The following is a 15,489-nucleotide window of genomic DNA, read 5'->3' on the forward strand; positions in this document are numbered from 1 at the left end:
TGCAACCGCTGCGGCCCGTCCCGCGCGGCCGTCAGGGTGCCGTGGGGGCGTTCACAGCCTGGTGCGGGATCGCGGCGCCGCTGATGCTGTCGCCGGAGCGGCTGCCGGAACTGTCGTCGAAGCCACCACCGTTGCTGAAGCTGTGGAACCGGCGCAGGATCTCCTCGCCCGCCGCGACTCCCGACTGTGGCAGTGCGTCGACGTGCGGGGCGCTCCAGCCGCTGTCGGCCAGTTCGCCGTGGCCCGGCCGCCAGCCGTGGTCCGCGGCGAGCAGCAGATCGGCGTCGAGGAGGGAGTCCCCGGCCGCCAGGATCAGCTCCGCGCCGGTGCGGCGGGCGACTTCGCGCACGGCCGCGCTCTTGGTGAGCGGCTTCGGCACGGCGTAGATTTTGCGGCCCTGGAGGGAGACGGTCCAGCCCCGGAGGCCGGCCCACTCCGCGAGCTCCCCGACCCAGTCCTCCGGCAGCAGGGCGCGCTCGACGACCAGATAGGCGAAGAGGTCCTCCGCGATGCGCTCCTTGCGCAACCAGGCCGGGTCGGCGGTGGCGCTCAGATGGGCGCGGATCTCCGCCAACGGGGCGCACTTGTCGGCGAGGGTGGCGGCCACGCGGTCCCGCCAGTCGCGGTCGGACACGCCGTCGACGAGCAGATGTCCGCCGTTGGCGCAGATCGCGAACTGCGGCGCGGCACCGGGAAGCCGGATGCGCTGATACTGCTTGCGGGTGCGGGTCGTCGTCGGTACGAAGACCGTGTCGGCGCTGAGCTGATTCAGCAGCCCCGCCGCGCTCTCCGTCATGTACGACAGTGGCTTGTGCTCGTGCACCTCGACGCACAGCAGACGCGGAGCCTCGGCATCGGGCATGGTCAGCCCGAGGGCCGCCGACGAATAGATCAGCGTACGGTCGAGATCGCTGGCGATGAGGACGCTCACTTGGCGGCCACCGCCTTGCCGTCGGCCCCCGTCGCGCCCCGTGTGTAGCGGGGGTGGATCAACCCCATGCAGGTGAACGGGAGTTCGTCGACCTCCTCGACCGGTACGCCGCGCTGCTCGGCGAGCAGCCGTACATGGTCGAGGTCGGCACCCGCGCCGCGCTTGGCGAGGATCTTCCAGGGGACGCGGCGCAGCAGGACCCGCGTGGTCTCGCCGACGCCCGGCTTGACGAGGTTGACGTCGTGGATGCCGTACTCCTCGCTGATCCGCTCGACGGCGGCCCAGCCCTCCCAGGTGGGCGCGCGGTCCGCCGACAGCAGCTCCTTGACCTCGGCGTCGACGGCGGTGGCGACCTCGTCGAAGCGGGCCGCGACGGTGTCGACGAAGTAGTTGGAGACATCGGCGTCGGCGAGCTCGCGGTAGAACTTCCCGCCGTGGAAGTCGTGCGGCCCGACGAGGTCGGCGCGCAGGACCGTACGCGAGATCAGGCCGGAGACGGTGGAGTTGAGGCAGGCGGAGGGGATGAGGAAGTCCTCCCGGGTGCCGTAGGTGCGTACGCAGCCGCCGGGGTCGGCGAGGACCGCGATCTCGGGGTCGAAGCCGTCGAACTCCTCGAGCGCCTCGGCCAGTTCGCGGGTGATCGCGCCCTTGCCGGTCCAGCCGTCGACGAACACGACGTCGGCCGGGTCGTGGTGCTCCTGGAGCCAGCGCAGGGCGTTGGTGTCGATGCCGCGGCCGCGGACGATGGACACGGCGTAGTGCGGCAGGTCCAGACCGTGCCGGTGCTGGGCCCAGCGGCGCATGAGTACGCCGACGGGGGTGCCGGCCCTGGCCAGCGACACGAGTACGGGGCGCGGGGACCGTTCGGCGATGACGGTCTCGGTGACCGTGCCGACGGCGCGGGCGATACGGGCGGCGGAGGTCGCCAGCGCGGCCTTGAAGAGCTCCTGGTACTGGGCGCTCGGCTGGTACTCGACGGGCAGCGACTCGGCGTAGTGGGCGCCGCCGCTCTGGATCGCCTCCTCGCGCTCCTCGGTCGGTGCCTCGAGCTCGACGTCCGAGAGGTCCTGGAGCAGCCAGCCGACCTCTTCGGGGGCGTAGGAGGAGAAGGCGGGGCCGCGGAGGGGCTCGGGCAGCATGAAAGCCCTTTCAGGTACTTCGGGTACGTAGCTGGGGACAACGGCCAGGACTACGTGCGGGATGTGCGCGGCTAGCTGGGCCAGCAGGCCGTCGGGGGCGTGCAGTTGGGGTGTGTCGGCGGCCGAGTCGACGACGGCGACGACGGCGTCGAACCCGGCGCCGGCGACGTTGTAGGCGTACCGCCTGCCGGGGCCGTCGGCGGGGTCGTCGTGGGCGGGGAAGACGAGGCGGCTGCGGATGGCGTAGCCGGGGTCGTCGACGGCGAGGACGGGCGAGCGGGTGGTGGTGGAGTACCGGACGTCGGCGTCGACGACCTGCTCCAGCGCTGTACCGAGCCGGAGGGGCGCGTACATCAACTCCTCGAAGCCGAGGACGAGTACACGGCGCGCCGCGCCGAGCGCATCGGCTATTCGCCCGGCCATGCGGGGCAGGGCGGCCTCCAGCTCGACGCGGTGGGCGGGAGTGAAGCCGTGCCGCCCGCCGTCGGGCAGCCCGCCGGGCCAGCCCAGCTCGACACGCAGGGCACCGTGGGTGGCGCTGCCGCGTGCTGTGGACGTGTCCGTCTTCGCCTCGTGTTCGGCCACCAGCGCCTGGCCCTTCTCCAGGACTCCCTCCGGCAGCCGGACCGTCCCCGATGCCAGCGCCACGAGGTCGACCCGCGCGCCGATCTCTGCTGCGAAGGCGGCCAGCCGCTCCCGGTCACGCTCCGAGCGCATGTCGACCAGCGCGACGATCACATACCGGTCGCGCGGATACCGGCCGTGCAGCTCTCGGATCGTGTTGAGCACGGTGTTGCCCGTGGAGAACTCGTCGTCCACGAGGATCAGCGGGCCGTCTCCCGCCAGCAGCGCCGGATCCTCGGGCAGCAGCAGATGCGAGGTCGCGTGCGAGTGCGACTCCTCGAAGCCGCCCGCCTGGGCCACTCCCTCCACCGGGCGGCGCGTGGAGTGCAGATACGGCGCACAGCCCACCCCGTCCGCCACCGAGTGGCCAAGACCGGTGGCGGTCTCCGCGTAGCCGAGGACCACCGCGCGGGCGGCCTGCTCCTCGCCCAGCAGCTCCCGCACCCGCTCGCCGAGGCCGTACCCCGCGCCGTACACCACCGCGGGCGACTGCGGCACATGCTTGCCCAGCACGTTCGACACGAGCAGATGCGCCCGTTTGGGGTTACGGCGCAGGGCAAGCCCCAGCAGGCTGTCCAGCTTCTCGTCTCCGACGAGCCCGACGCCCAGCCGCTCAGCGACCCACGTTCCCGACCACACCACGCTTACAGTCTCTTCCTTCGTCATCTCAGCCGAAATCTCAGCACGATTGCCAGCACGATTGTCAGCACGACTACCGGCTCGAATGTCAGATCGAATTTCAGCCGGAGAGCCCGGCCGTGAGCAGCTCCACGAAGCCGACCTCTTCCCTGGCCACGCCGAAGACCTCCGCCCGCAGCAGCGTGCGTTCGGCCCAGGCCCGGTGCGGCTTCACTTCGTTCATCTTGTTCGTGTACGAGGAACGCATCACGCCTCCGCCGCCCCGCTCCGGCCGCAGAATGTCCTGCGCATCACTGAACTCCTCGTGGCTGACCACGGACAGTGCGTGCACGGGCAGCACATGCGAGGGGTGGATGCAGGTCTTGCCCTGCAGACCGTTGGCCCGGTCCAGCTCGATCTCGCGCAGCAGACCGTCCAGGTCGTGCTCGATGAGCGTGGTGCGCAGTTCCTCCGCGCGGCCCTCCATGAAGGGGCTCCGGCGCAGCTGGGGCTTGAACATGCGCTCCCCGAGCCGGAAGTACTCCCAGACCGGCCCGGTCACCGTGTACCCGGTGCCGTCCGCCCGACCCAGCACATTCACCACGTCGGCGATGACGCCCGCGACGATCTGGACGTCGTACGCGGTCATGTCGGGCGACCGGCGCAGCCCGTACGCGGAGCAGAAGTCCGTGACACCGAGCCGCAGCGCCAGGACCCGCTCGCGGTACTTGTCGACGATGCGGGCGATCCCGGCGAGCGTCTCGGCGCGGGTCTCGAGGTGCAGCAGTCCCGGAGATTCCAGTACGGGCATCGCGAAGAGCCGCTGTCCGCTCGCGGTCTCCGCGGCGGCAAGGGCCTCCAGGAACGGGACCCCACGCTCCTCCGTGAACTTGGGAAGTACGAATCCGGACAATCTCCGGACCGAGGGGCCGAGCCGGTGCACCAGGTCCGGAATCTGGCCCGGTTCACGGACCCGGATGAACAGCAGCGGCAGCTCCACGCCACGCGAGTCGAGGTCGGCGAACTGCCGGACCAGATTCTCCTCGGCCGCTGCCACATCGGCGTCATCGATGGAATCCTCCAGGCAGAGCACCATGCTGACGACCCCGCGGTCGACCTGCTTGAGCACGTCGTCGGCGAGCTTCGGCCGGGTGGCAGGGCTGTAGAGGGTGGCGCCGAGCGCGGCGGCGAGCACGCGGGCGGGCGAGGCGCCGGTGAACTCACACGGCTCCTGGTGGAACAGACCCTCGCGGACAGCAGGCGAAAGATGCCCGAAATGACGCATTGATTTCCCCCGTACTGCCTTGGTGGCCCAAATGAGGTGGCCGGTAATAGTACGTACGAATGTGTGTCAAGAGTTCCCCAAGTCCATGAATTCCAGGTAACCCGCTTGCACCATGCCCATGTCCCGGCCACAGAACAAGGGGGCCCCGCGTTGTCCGCGCGGGTACGGGGAAGGCAGGATTACGGGCATGACGCACGCGATGGTGAAGGGCTCGAACGTCCCCCTCGACGCCACGGCCGTACGGGCCGTGCTGCGCTGGACCCCGGGCGCCGGTGTCCCCGACGTGGACGCCTCTGCCCTGCTGCTCGGCCCGGACGGTCGTGTGCGCGACGACGAGGACTTCGTCTTCTACAACCAGCCGCGCCACCCCTCGGGCCTGGTGCGCCGGCTGCCCAAGAAACGCGTCGCCGAGCATCTGACGGACACCATCGAGGCGGATCTGACCTCCCTCGACTCCTCGGTCGACCAGGTCGTGCTCGCCGCGTCCTCGGACGGGGACACCTTCCAGCACGTCCGCGACCTGCGAATATCGCTCTACGACGCGGGCCTGGCCGACAGCGAGCCGCTGGCCGTCTTCGATGTGAAGCCGGAGACCGGCGAGGAGACGGCGATCATCTGCGGCGAGCTCTACCGGCGCGGCGACGGCTGGAAGTTCCGCGCGGTGGCGCAGGGCTACCCGACCGGTCTGGTCGGTCTGGCCACGGCGTTCGGTATCTCGGTGGACGAGGCGGAGGCGGCCGCGGAGCCGTCCGCCCAGCCCGATGCCCAGCCCCAGCCCGCGCAGCCCGAGGCACAGCCCGCACAGCCTGCCTACGGCTACCCGCAGCCGGCCACCACTCAGCCCGCATACGGATATCCGCAGCCAGGCGTCACTCAGCCCGCATACGGATACCCGCAGCCAGGCGTCACTCAGCCCGCATACGGATACCCGCAGCCCGCCACGCCGCAGCCGACCGCGCCCCCGGCCCAGTCGGGGTACGGCTACCCGCAGCCGGCCGCCGCGGCCACGTACGCGCCCGACCCGAACTTCAAGCTGCCGCCGATGGGTCCCCAGTTCGTCCGGCCGTAAGACGGCTACACCCGGCTCTTGTAGCCGCGGCCCCACTGCAGCCCCCACCCGTAGAGCCGGTCGAGCTCCGCCTGGAAGCCGTACACGAACTTCACCTCGCGCCGCACGACCAGCTCGCCCTTGACGTTCTCCAGGGCGAACACCGCGCAGGAACGGGCCTGCGGGGCCCGTTCGTCGAGCTCGATCTCCACCCGCGGGCCGTTGCTCGGGTAGAGCGTCACATGAGCGTGCGTACGGTCGAAGGCGGGCGTCTGGTCGTAGATGTAGACGAAGAACAGCAGCCGCTTGATCGACTCCTGGTGATCGAGATTGACGAAGATCGTCTCGCCCGACGGCGAGCCGAACCGGTCGTCGCCGCTGAGCTTCACAAAGGGCGGGCCGTTCAGAGACCCGAAGAAGGCGCCCAGCGGCTGTACCACGCCCTTGCTGCCGTCGGTCAGCTCATAGAGACAGCCGAGGTCGAGGTCCACATTGACCACACCCTGGGTGTGTGCCTGGACCACATCGGGCTGGAAGAGCTTGAAGGGGTGCCGCAGCAGTCTGCCGCTCTGCTTGGACCTGCCCTCGATGTCGGACGTGCGCATCCGCCAGGAGAGGTTGACGCGCAGATTGCCGGTGGCCGCGCCCTGCTTGCTGAGCGAGACCGTCGGGTGCCGCCTGGTCAGTTCTATGGAGTTCGTCGCGGCACTGCCCGAGTCGAACTGCCTTGACCTGCCCTGCCACAGGCTGTCCCAGAAAGCCATGCCCCACCCCCACATCTCTCGGTGAACCCCGCGGGGCGGCGCCGAGGCCGGTGCCTCGGTGCCGCCCCGCTCAGAGCGTTCCGCAATCGCAGCCGGGTCACACCCCGGAACTGACTTCCTGCTTCTCGTCGGAGTTGTCCCCGTCCTCCGCCGCGAGCGCCCTGTTGCGGCGCACCGAGGACCAGAAGGACCAGGCGATCAGCACCACGCCGACGAGACCGGTGATGACCTCGTTGATCTGGTACTGGATGGTGACGAGCAGGATCACGGCCAGGGCGCCGATCGCGTAGTGCGCGCCGTGCTCCAGGTAGACGTAGTCGTCGAGGGTGCCCTGGCGGACCAGGTAGACGGTGAGCGACCGGACGTACATGGCGCCGATGCCGAGGCCCAGCGCGATGACCACCGGGTCGTTGCTGACCGCGAAGGCGCCGATGACGCCGTCGAACGAGAAGGACGCGTCCAGTACCTCGAGGTAGAGGAACATGAAGAACGCGGCCCGGCCGACGAGCTTGACGGCCGAGACCTGCTTGCCGGCCTTCCTGGCCTCTTCCTCGGCCTCGTGCTCGCGCTCCTCGTCTTCCTCGAGCTTGTTCTCGAAGTAGCCGGAGAGGCCGCCGACGACCATGTACGTGATGAGTCCCGCGATGCCCGCGGTGAGCACCGTCGCCGACTTGTCGGCGTGGTGGCCGCCGTACTGGTGGGCGTGGACCGCGAAGGTGGCCGCGGTGATCAGCAGCACGATCAGCGCGATGCAGGCCGAGAGCATGTCGACCTTGCCGAGCTTGGCCAGCGGGCGCTCGATCCAGCTCAGCCACTTGATGTCCCGGTCCTCGAAGATGAAGTCCAGGAAGATCATCAGCAGGAATATCCCACCGAAGGCGGCGATCGCCGGGTGGGCGTCGGTGACCAGCTGCTCGTACTTGTCATGGTTGTTCAGCGCGAGGTCGACGGCCTCGATGGGCCCGATCTTCGCAGTGATCGCGACGATGACGACGGGGAAGATCAGCCGCATACCGAAGACGGCGATCAGGACACCAATGGTGAGGAAGATCTTCTGCCAGAACTCGCTCATCTTCTTCAGCACGCCGGCGTTGACCACCGCGTTGTCGAAGGACAGCGAGATCTCAAGAATCGACAGGATGGCGACGAGCCCCAAGGCCGCCCATCCGCCGTAGAACACCGCCGCGACCAGGCCGAGCGCAGTTACTGCGAACGACCAGCCGAAGGTTTTCAGGACCACTGGCTACCCAATCGTTGTGTACGGGTCTCCCCCGCGCCGCTTTACGCATGCATCGCCCCGGGAGTGACCCCGGACCCCCAGCAGACACTCCCGGGGGCCGGCCGGGTCTTTGATCAACCCGGACACGCGCTTTAGGAAACATTGACCCCGAAGTCTAGAGCGATGCCCCGCAGCCCCGACGCGTACCCCTGTCCCACGGCCCTGAACTTCCACTCGCCGCCATAGCGGTAGAGCTCGCCGAAGATCATCGCGGTCTCGGTGGACGCGTCCTCGCTGAGGTCGTAGCGGGCGAGTTCCTGGCCGTCCGACTGGTTGACCACGCGGATGAAGGCGTTGCTGACCTGGCCGAAGGTCTGGCCGCGGTTGTCGGCCTCATGGATGGAGACCGGGAATATGACCTTGTCGACATTGGCCGGCACCTTGGAGAGGTCCACCAGCAGCGACTCGTCGTCGCCCTCACCCTCGCCCGTGAGGTTGTCACCGGTGTGCTCGACGGACCCCTCCGGGCTCTTGAGGTTGTTGTAGAAGACGAAGTACTCGTCGCCCAGGACGCGGCCACCGCTGCACAGCAGGGCGCTGGCGTCGAGGTCGAAGTCGGCTCCCGTGGTGGAGCGCGCGTCCCAGCCGAGCCCGACCAACACCTGAGTGAGGTTCGGTGCGGCTTTGGAGAGGGAGACATTGCCTCCCTTGGCGAGCGTGACGCCCATGATCCTGGTCCTCCCCAGCTGACGATTGATTGCACAGGCACGTCCGGCGCCTGGTTGCACAGGCACGTCCGGCGCCGCACGGTGGGTGCGGCGCCGGACGGTGTGCGGCCTGCTCAGACGTTGACGCCGAAGTCCTGCGCGATGCCGCGCAGGCCCGAGGCGTAACCCTGGCCGATGGCGCGGAACTTCCACTCCGGGCCATTGCGGTAGAGCTCGCCGAAGACCATGGCCGTCTCGGTCGAGGCGTCCTCGCTCAGGTCGTAGCGTGCGAGCTCGTTGTTGTCGGCCTGGTTCACCACGCGGATGAAGGCGTTGCGCACCTGGCCGAAGGACTGCTGGCGGCTCTCGGCCTCGTAGATCGAGACCGGGAAGACGATCTTGTCGACGTCGGCCGGAACCGAGGCGAGGTTGACCTTGATCTGCTCGTCGTCGCCCTCGCCCTCGCCCGTCAGGTTGTCACCGGTGTGCTCGACGGACCCGTCCGGGCTCTTCAGATTGTTGAAGAAGACGAAGTTGCCGTCGCTGGCGACCTTGCCCTCGGCGTTGGTCAGCAGGGCGCTGGCGTCGAGGTCGAAGTCGGTGCCGGTGGTGGTCCGGACGTCCCAGCCCAGACCGACGGTGACCGCGGTCAGATTGGGCGCGGCCTTGGTCAGCGAGACGTTGCCGCCCTTGCTGAGGCTGACTCCCACGAGTCCCTCCATTGGTTGTCAGGGGCGGTGCCCCCGTCGTGCGTCGGTGTATCGGATCAACGAATGGATCCTAGTGACCGGTTCCCGCTCAAAACAGACTTTGGTGCGGGAGGTCGCCCGTTGAGCCGGGGACGCGGGATCAGAGGGTATCCAGCGCCTTGATGTAGTCGTTCAGGTCACGGGCTTGAGGCAGACCGTTGACGACGGTCCAGCGCACGAAGCCCTCCTTGTCGATGACGAAGGTGCCGCGCACGGCGCAGCCCTTCTCCTCGTCAAAAATCTCGTACGCACGCGAAGTCTCGCCGTGCGGCCAGAAGTCCGAGAGCAGCGGGTACTCCAGGCCCTCCTGCTCGGCGAAGACGCGCAGGGTGTGGATGGAGTCGGTGGAGACGGCGAGCAGCTGGGTGTCGTCGTTGACGAACTTCGGCAGCTCGTCCCGGAGCGCGCAGAGCTCGCCCGTGCACACGCCGGTGAAGGCGAAGGGATAGAAGAGGAGCACCACGTTCTTCTCGCCGCGGAATTCGGCGAGGCTCACGGTGCGGCCGTGGTTGTCCTTCAGCTCGAAGTCCGGGGCCTTGGTGCCGACCTCGATCGCCATGACGTGCATCCTTCGCTTGTTGAGCCGGACTGGTCCGTACGGGTGGTGTTCCAGCCTACGCAGCGGGCCCCCGCCGACGGATGCCGGTGGGGGCCCTTCGGGCGATCGGAGCTCAGCGCTTGGACTTGGGGGCGCTCAGTCGGGTGCCCGACCAGTCCTTGCCCGCACTGATGCTCTTGGTCTGGGAGAGACCGGCGGTCTGCGCGGCTTCGTTGATGTCGCTGGGCTCGATGTAACCGTCCCGGCCGGTCTTCGGCGTCAGAAGCCAGATGTCGCCGCCCTCGTCGAGCAGGCCGATGGAGTCCACCAGCGCGTCCGTAAGGTCGCCGTCGTCGTCCCGGAACCACAGCACCACGACGTCAGCGACGTCGTCGTAGTCCTCATCGACGAGTTCCTGGCCTGTGACAGCCTCGATGCCCTCACGGAGCTCGTGCTCGACGTCGTCGTCGTAGCCGATCTCCTGGACCACCTGTCCGGGCTCGAACCCCAGCCTTCCGGCCGGGTTGGTCCGCTCCTCCGCGTGGTCCGCGGTCGCGCTCACGGCTTGCCTCCTGATCATGTTCGGTAAATGCTGCAGCCGCGCGCGTACGCGTGGCGTTGGCCGTAGTCCACACGGGCGGGGCGGATCGCGCAAGTACCCGGCCGTCCAGACCGCCGAAACGGTGACGTTTGCGGCCGTCTCGACGCAACTCCAGGCACGCTCGACCCCTTCCCATGCTGGATGGCACACCATTCGGCCACCTTTGCGGCATTCTGCCCTTTCAGTACGCCAATCGGAACCGAACACGAAAACGAAACGCATGGACGCCTTGGGCGTAAGGTTGCGATTTGACCGGACCCGGAACCGGGGTTCGGGCGGGATGTCCGCGAGAACCGGGGTTACCCCTCAGTAGAGGTGACGTTTTCCTCCCCGCGGTACACGATGGAGGCGGTGCGACACCGCTCAGACATCCCAGTGCAGAACCCACCGAACAGCGAAGGAATAGCGTGGCTTCCGGATCCGATCGCAACCCGATCATCATTGGCGGCCTTCCCAGCCAGGTCCCGGACTTCGATCCCGAAGAGACCCAGGAGTGGCTGGACTCACTCGACGCCGCCGTCGACGAGCGGGGCCGGGAGCGGGCCCGCTACCTGATGCTCCGCCTGATCGAGCGGGCGCGCGAGAGGCGCGTTGCCGTGCCCGAGATGCGCAGCTCGGACTACGTCAACACCATCGCCACCAAGGACGAGCCGTTCTTCCCCGGCAACGAGGAGATCGAGCGCAAGATCCTCAACGCGACCCGCTGGAACGCCGCGGTGATGGTCTCCCGTGCGCAGCGCCCGGGCATCGGCGTCGGCGGCCACATCGCCACGTTCGCCTCCTCCGCCTCGCTGTACGACGTGGGCTTCAACCACTTCTTCCGTGGCAAGGACGAGGGCGACGGCGGCGACCAGATCTTCTTCCAGGGCCATGCCTCGCCCGGCATCTACGCCCGCGCCTTCCTGCTCGACCGGCTGAGCGAGTCGCAGCTCGACGCCTTCCGTCAGGAGAAGTCGAAGTTCCCGAACGGTCTGTCGTCGTACCCGCACCCGCGGCTGATGCCCGGCTTCTGGGAGTTCCCGACCGTCTCCATGGGCCTCGGCCCCCTCGGCGCGATCTTCCAGGCGCGGATGAACCGCTACATGGCGGCGCGCGGCATCGCCGACACCTCCCCGTCGCACGTCTGGGCGTTCCTCGGTGACGGCGAGATGGACGAGCCCGAGTCGCTCGGCCAGCTCTCCATCGCCGCCCGCGAGGGCCTGGACAACCTGACCTTCGTCGTCAACTGCAATCTGCAGCGCCTCGACGGCCCGGTACGCGGCAACGGCAAGATCATCCAGGAGCTGGAGTCGCAGTTCCGCGGCGCCGGCTGGAATGTCATCAAGGTGGTCTGGGACCGCTCCTGGGACCCGCTGCTCGCGCAGGACCGCGACGGCATCCTGGTCAACAAGCTGAACACCACGCCGGACGGCCAGTTCCAGACGTACGCGACCGAGACCGGCGCGTACATCCGTCAGCACTTCTTCGGCGACGACCACCGGCTGCGCGCCATGGTCGAGAACATGACCGACGAGCAGATCCTGCACCTGGGCCGCGGCGGTCACGACCACAAGAAGGTCTACGCGGCCTTCGCGGCGGCCAAGGCGCACAAGGGCCAGCCGACCGTGGTCCTCGCCCAGACCGTCAAGGGCTGGACGCTCGGCCCGAACTTCGAGGGCCGCAACGCGACCCACCAGATGAAGAAACTGACGGTCGACGACCTCAAGGGCTTCCGCGACCGGCTGCACATTCCGATCACGGACCAGCAGCTGGAGAGCGGCGCGCCGCCGTACTACCACCCGGGGCGCGACTCCGAGGAGATCCAGTACATGCACGACCGCCGCAAGTCGCTGGGCGGGTATGTCCCGACCCGCATCGTGCGGTCCAAGCCGCTGGCCCTGCCGGACGAGAAGACGTACGCCCCGGTCAAGAAGGGCTCGGGCCAACAGTCGATCGCCACCACCATGGCGTTCGTACGGCTGCTCAAGGATCTGATGCGGGACAAGGAGATCGGCAAGCGCTTTGTGCTGATCGCGCCGGACGAGTACCGCACCTTCGGAATGGACTCGTTCTTCCCGAGCGCCAAGATCTACAACCCGCTGGGCCAGCAGTACGAGTCGGTGGACCGCGATCTGCTGCTCGCGTACAAGGAGTCGCCGACCGGGCAGATGCTGCACGACGGCATCTCCGAGGCGGGCTGTACGGCCTCGCTCATCGCGGCGGGTTCCGCGTACGCGACGCACGGCGAGCCGCTGATCCCGGTCTACGTCTTCTACTCGATGTTCGGTTTCCAGCGCACTGGCGACCAGTTCTGGCAGATGGCCGACCAGCTTGCGCGCGGCTTTGTGCTGGGTGCGACCGCGGGACGTACGACTCTGACCGGTGAGGGTCTGCAGCACGCGGACGGCCACTCGCAGCTGCTCGCCTCGACCAACCCGGGCTGTGTCGCGTACGACCCGGCCTTCGGCTTCGAGATCGCGCACATCGTCGAGGACGGCCTGAGGCGGATGTACGGCTCGTCCGAGGAGCACCCGCACGGCGAGGACGTCTTCTACTACCTCACCGTCTACAACGAGCCGATCCAGCACCCGGCCGAGCCCGAGAACGTGGACGTCGAGGGCATCCTCAAGGGCATCCACCGCTACAAGGCGGGCGAGGCCGGTGCGATCCCCGCGCAGATCATGGCCTCCGGTGTCGCCGTGCCGTGGGCGCTCGAGGCGCAGAAGATCCTCGCCGAGGAGTGGAACGTCAAGGCCGACGTCTGGTCGGCGACATCGTGGAACGAGCTGCGCCGCGAGGCCGTCGAGGCGGAGGAGCACAACCTGCTCCACCCGGAGGAGGAGCAGCGCGTCCCGTATGTGACGCAGAAGCTGTCCGCCGCCGAGGGCCCGTTCGTGGCCGTCTCGGACTGGATGCGCTCGGTCCCGGACCAGATCTCGCGCTGGGTTCCCGGCACCTACCAGTCGCTGGGCGCGGACGGCTTCGGCTTCGCGGACACGCGCGGCGCGGCACGGCGCTTCTTCCACATCGACGCGCAGTCGATCGTGCTCGGGGTGCTCACCGAGCTCGCGCGTGAGGGCAAGGTCGACCGCTCGGTGCTGAAGCAGGCGGTGGACCGCTACCAGCTGCTGGACGTGGCGGCGGCGGCCCCGGGCGCTGCGGGCGGCGACGCGTAGGCACATGGCTTGGTGAGGGGCGGCGGAACCCATGGGGTTCGCCGCCCTTCGGCTTGCCTACGATGCCTGGCATGAAACAGCGAACAGCGCAGGTCCGGTGGGAACAGCGCATGCAGACACCCCTGCTGACGCTCGCCGTGGTGTTCGCCGTCGCGTACGCCGTGCCGATCGTGGCGCCCGACGCGGACAGCTGGATGCTCACCGTCTGCACGGTGGCCGAGTGGACGGTCTGGGGCACCTTCGCCGTCGACTACCTCGTACGGCTGGCGCTCGCCCCGGACAAGTGGCTGTTCGTACGCAGCCATCCGCTGGACCTGCTCGCGGTGGTGCTGCCGCTGGTGCAGCCCCTGCGGCTGCTGCGGGTCGTCTCCACACTGCTGCTGGTGGGCCGTCGGGCCCGGATGGCGCCTCAGATCACCCTGACGACGTACGTCGGGGGCGCGGTGGTGGGGCTGATGATGTTCGGCTCGCTCGCCGTGCTCCATGTGGAGCGGGACGCGCCGCACGGGAACATCAAGACCCTCGGCGACGCGGTGTGGTGGTCGTTCACGACGATGACGACGGTCGGGTACGGCGATCACGCACCGACGACGGGCCTCGGTCGGGTGCTCGCGGTCGGGCTGATGCTCGCCGGGATCGCGCTGCTCGGTGTCGTGACCGCCAATATCGCCGCGTGGTTCATCTCCCGCTTCGAGCGGGACGACGCGGAGGAGCGGCGGCAGACGGCGCTCCTTGAGGCGCTGACCGCCGAGGTGAAGGCGTTGCGGGAGCAGGTGGCGGCGCTCTCGGTGACCGGGGCGGGCGCGGTGCCCACCCCGGTCGGTCCACCCGAGGAACCCGCGGTGCGGGGCTGACGGACCTCCGCTGTACGGAGCCGGCCGTCACCACATCCCGCTCGCGGGAACCGTGGCGCCCGCAAGCCAGATGATCGCCAGCAGGGTGTCAATACCACCGAGCACGACGGCGGCCAGCGCCGGGACCGGCTGTGCGCCGTTCCAGCGGCGGCCCATGCCGAGCCAGCCGCAGGCGACAGCAATCGGGCCGAGGATTATCCCCAGCACGAAGAATCCCGCGATCGCACAGATCAGCCCGATGATTCCGAGTGCCGCGCGGTCCGGCCCGCTCCGTGACCACGTGCGGCCACGTGAACGAGGGTGCTTGCGCGTTGTGTGTCCGAAGCCCGCCATCATCACTCCCTGAGGTTGTCGAATCGGGGCTCGGACAAGCGGGTACCCCGGTTCAGCGCTCCCAGACCTTGAACGCTCTGACCCGGTACGGGGATTGGGGCACCCAGGTGCCGCCGCCCGGGTAGGTCTCGAACTCGCCCGTCTCCTCGCACTCCGCCGACTGGTACGTGGTGACGGGCCGTCCGGTCCGGTTGGCGAGCGCCTCGGCCGTGGTGCCGGGCGGCAGCGGCACACAGCTCTCGATGTCGGTGCCGGACAGCTCATGGACCTGGCGTTCGCCCTTGAAGTCCCCCTTCTCCCAGAGGCAGAGCTCTCCGGCCGCGCACTCCCCGAGGCGGGGCGGCGCGGCGGCTGCCGCCGGGGACGCCAGTACAGCCGCGGCCAGGACCCCGGCCACAGCCCCGGGCAGGACTCCGGCCATGACGCTCTTTCGCATGTCGCGCATGTCGATCAACCCCCGTGTCGTACTGATCACTTGACCGCACCCTGACCGGCGGTCGTCGCAGCGGGCAAGGGCGCTCGGGGCAGATCACCCGGATAGGCGACAGCCCCGCCGGGCCGGCCCGGCGGGGCTGTCGTACGCACGCGGTTGACGTCAGATGCGGGCCGCGCCCGCTCCCGCGTCGGCGTTCGCGCCGCGCTTGGCAGCAGGGCGACGAAGACCGCCACGCCCGCGGCGACCAGGCAGGCAAGGCCCATGCCCGAGACGAAGGTGTCGTGCGCGACGCCGACGATCTTCGCGGCGATGGCGGGCGGCGTCCCGGGCGCCACCGGCGGCACGCCCACCCGAACGGCTTCCGAAGCCTGGTCCGACTGGGCGCTGCGTGCCGGGGCGCAGCCCCGGATATCGACGGCGCCCCCTCCACGGGGCGCCCATACGCACCGGAGCGTGCGACCCGCGCGCACGGAATGTGACGGTCTTCC

General features: G+C 68.8%; 14 protein-coding genes and 1 pseudogene. 3 read left to right on the plus strand and 12 right to left on the minus strand.

Going from position 1 to position 15,489, the window contains the following annotated elements; genetic code table 11:
• Positions 1 to 31: 31 nt before the first annotated feature.
• The 3 genes from ACI2LP_RS04770 to ACI2LP_RS04780 all read right to left on the minus strand — a co-directional run bounded on the left by ACI2LP_RS04770 (position 32) and on the right by ACI2LP_RS04780 (position 4,597).
• Positions 32 to 931, minus strand: a complete 900-nt coding sequence (locus ACI2LP_RS04770) for an HAD family hydrolase (RefSeq protein ID WP_404723124.1) — start codon at positions 929 to 931, stop codon at positions 32 to 34.
• A complete protein-coding gene (locus tag ACI2LP_RS04775) occupies positions 928 to 3,360 on the minus strand; it encodes a phosphoribosyltransferase (RefSeq protein WP_404723125.1) in 2,433 nt (810 codons plus the stop codon). The genes ACI2LP_RS04770 and ACI2LP_RS04775 overlap by 4 nt, the downstream gene beginning before the upstream one ends.
• A gap of 73 nt (positions 3,361 to 3,433) precedes the next feature.
• A complete protein-coding gene (locus ACI2LP_RS04780; protein ID WP_404723126.1) occupies positions 3,434 to 4,597 on the minus strand; it encodes an HpcH/HpaI aldolase/citrate lyase family protein in 1,164 nt (387 codons plus the stop codon).
• A 187-nt stretch (positions 4,598 to 4,784) separates the two neighbouring features.
• Between ACI2LP_RS04780 and ACI2LP_RS04785 the strand changes: the two genes are divergently transcribed.
• Positions 4,785 to 5,666, plus strand: a complete 882-nt coding sequence (locus ACI2LP_RS04785) for a TerD family protein (protein WP_404723127.1) — start codon at positions 4,785 to 4,787, stop codon at positions 5,664 to 5,666.
• Positions 5,667 to 5,671: 5 nt separating this feature from the next.
• Here ACI2LP_RS04785 and ACI2LP_RS04790 read toward each other — a convergent pair whose 3' ends face one another.
• The 6 genes from ACI2LP_RS04790 to ACI2LP_RS04815 form a co-directional block, all read right to left on the minus strand.
• Positions 5,672 to 6,409, minus strand: a complete 738-nt coding sequence (locus tag ACI2LP_RS04790; protein ID WP_404723128.1) for a Tellurium resistance — start codon at positions 6,407 to 6,409, stop codon at positions 5,672 to 5,674.
• Between the two features lie 97 nt (positions 6,410 to 6,506).
• Complete coding sequence (locus ACI2LP_RS04795; protein WP_404723129.1) at positions 6,507 to 7,649, minus strand: DUF475 domain-containing protein; 1,143 nt, start codon at positions 7,647 to 7,649, stop codon at positions 6,507 to 6,509.
• Between the two features lie 131 nt (positions 7,650 to 7,780).
• Positions 7,781 to 8,356 carry a TerD family protein gene (locus tag ACI2LP_RS04800; protein WP_404723130.1) on the minus strand — a complete coding sequence of 192 codons (576 nt, stop codon included), beginning with the start codon at positions 8,354 to 8,356 and terminating at the stop codon, positions 7,781 to 7,783.
• 113 nt (positions 8,357 to 8,469) lie between these two features.
• Positions 8,470 to 9,045, minus strand: coding sequence for a TerD family protein (locus tag ACI2LP_RS04805; RefSeq protein WP_404723131.1), 576 nt, complete (start codon positions 9,043 to 9,045; stop codon positions 8,470 to 8,472).
• A 139-nt stretch (positions 9,046 to 9,184) separates the two neighbouring features.
• Positions 9,185 to 9,643, minus strand: a complete 459-nt coding sequence (locus ACI2LP_RS04810; RefSeq protein ID WP_404723132.1) for a peroxiredoxin — start codon at positions 9,641 to 9,643, stop codon at positions 9,185 to 9,187.
• Positions 9,644 to 9,755: 112 nt separating this feature from the next.
• Positions 9,756 to 10,184, minus strand: coding sequence for a DUF3052 domain-containing protein (locus ACI2LP_RS04815; protein ID WP_404723133.1), 429 nt, complete (start codon positions 10,182 to 10,184; stop codon positions 9,756 to 9,758).
• Between the two features lie 446 nt (positions 10,185 to 10,630).
• On the opposite strand from ACI2LP_RS04815, the gene aceE reads away from it, so the two are divergent.
• Together aceE and ACI2LP_RS04825 are read left to right on the plus strand one after the other, a co-directional pair.
• A complete protein-coding gene (gene aceE / locus ACI2LP_RS04820) occupies positions 10,631 to 13,378 on the plus strand; it encodes a pyruvate dehydrogenase (acetyl-transferring), homodimeric type (RefSeq protein WP_404723134.1) in 2,748 nt (915 codons plus the stop codon).
• Positions 13,379 to 13,440: 62 nt separating this feature from the next.
• Complete coding sequence (locus tag ACI2LP_RS04825) at positions 13,441 to 14,232, plus strand: potassium channel family protein (protein ID WP_404723135.1); 792 nt, start codon at positions 13,441 to 13,443, stop codon at positions 14,230 to 14,232.
• Between the two features lie 27 nt (positions 14,233 to 14,259).
• Here ACI2LP_RS04825 and ACI2LP_RS04830 read toward each other — a convergent pair whose 3' ends face one another.
• The 3 genes and pseudogenes from ACI2LP_RS04830 to ACI2LP_RS04840 form a co-directional block, all read right to left on the minus strand.
• Positions 14,260 to 14,568, minus strand: a complete 309-nt coding sequence (locus tag ACI2LP_RS04830) for a small hydrophobic protein (protein WP_404723136.1) — start codon at positions 14,566 to 14,568, stop codon at positions 14,260 to 14,262.
• Between the two features lie 49 nt (positions 14,569 to 14,617).
• Entirely contained in the window at positions 14,618 to 15,001 is a 384-nt protein-coding gene (locus ACI2LP_RS04835) for a peptidase inhibitor family I36 protein (RefSeq protein WP_404723734.1), read from the minus strand.
• A gap of 159 nt (positions 15,002 to 15,160) precedes the next feature.
• Positions 15,161 to 15,384, minus strand: a pseudogene (locus ACI2LP_RS04840) (MFS transporter); the annotation flags it as partial.
• Positions 15,385 to 15,489: the final 105 nt, after the last annotated feature.

The sequence above is a fragment of the Streptomyces sp. NPDC019890 genome (genome assembly GCF_044903445.1).
GTDB lineage: Bacteria > Actinomycetota > Actinomycetes > Streptomycetales > Streptomycetaceae > Streptomyces.

What these genes read in the sequence shown, in the direction of transcription:
- ACI2LP_RS04810 (WP_404723132.1), bottom strand. Translation starts at nt 9,643, where the DNA reads ATGGCGATCGAGGTCGGCACCAAGGCCCCGGACTTCGAGCTGAAGGAC.
- ACI2LP_RS04825 (WP_404723135.1), top strand. Translation starts at nt 13,441, where the DNA reads ATGCCTGGCATGAAACAGCGAACAGCGCAGGTCCGGTGGGAACAGCGC.
- ACI2LP_RS04800 (WP_404723130.1), bottom strand. Translation starts at nt 8,356, where the DNA reads ATGGGCGTCACGCTCGCCAAGGGAGGCAATGTCTCCCTCTCCAAAGCC.
- ACI2LP_RS04830 (WP_404723136.1), bottom strand. Translation starts at nt 14,568, where the DNA reads ATGATGGCGGGCTTCGGACACACAACGCGCAAGCACCCTCGTTCACGT.
- ACI2LP_RS04790 (WP_404723128.1), bottom strand. Translation starts at nt 6,409, where the DNA reads ATGGCTTTCTGGGACAGCCTGTGGCAGGGCAGGTCAAGGCAGTTCGAC.
- ACI2LP_RS04785 (WP_404723127.1), top strand. Translation starts at nt 4,785, where the DNA reads ATGACGCACGCGATGGTGAAGGGCTCGAACGTCCCCCTCGACGCCACG.
- ACI2LP_RS04780 (WP_404723126.1), bottom strand. Translation starts at nt 4,597, where the DNA reads ATGCGTCATTTCGGGCATCTTTCGCCTGCTGTCCGCGAGGGTCTGTTC.
- ACI2LP_RS04775 (WP_404723125.1), bottom strand. Translation starts at nt 3,360, where the DNA reads ATGACGAAGGAAGAGACTGTAAGCGTGGTGTGGTCGGGAACGTGGGTC.
- ACI2LP_RS04835 (WP_404723734.1), bottom strand. Translation starts at nt 15,001, where the DNA reads ATGCGAAAGAGCGTCATGGCCGGAGTCCTGCCCGGGGCTGTGGCCGGG.